Origin of the sequence: Bowmanella dokdonensis, from assembly GCF_017254865.1 — a bacterium.
Lineage (GTDB): Bacteria > Pseudomonadota > Gammaproteobacteria > Enterobacterales > Alteromonadaceae > Bowmanella > Bowmanella dokdonensis.
Map to the genome: position 1 here is coordinate 1 of NZ_JAFKCV010000201.1, position 347 is coordinate 347.

General features: G+C 53.0%; 1 protein-coding gene. It reads left to right on the forward strand.

Annotated features, from left to right (window positions below; genetic code table 11):
• Positions 1-347 (forward strand): diguanylate cyclase (locus J0A66_RS22235; protein WP_206576007.1); only part of this gene is annotated, 347 nt, incomplete at both ends.

Here is a 347-nt window from a genome sequence, read left to right on the forward strand (position 1 = left end):
GTTCCAGGGTTAAGTGGGGGCGTCTGGCCAGAACCGACACCTTGACCGGGCTATACAACCGGCGGTATCTGACCGAGTGGTACCACAGAAATTTCAGTAAAGAAGGCCGGCTGCTGATGTCCAGACAGCTGGCAGGCAATCTGGCCAGAGTGGCGGATTTCTGGAAAACAGAGCGCTCTCAAGGTGCGGGTAAGCATGAACAAGCCGAGTGGGATGGGGAGCAAACTGGTAAAATTGTTGGCGACGCATTAGCCCAAGCCGGACAAGCTTCCTTTACCCTTATCCTGGCGGATATTGATTACTTCAAGAATATTAATGACACCTACGGTCATGAAACCGGCGACAGG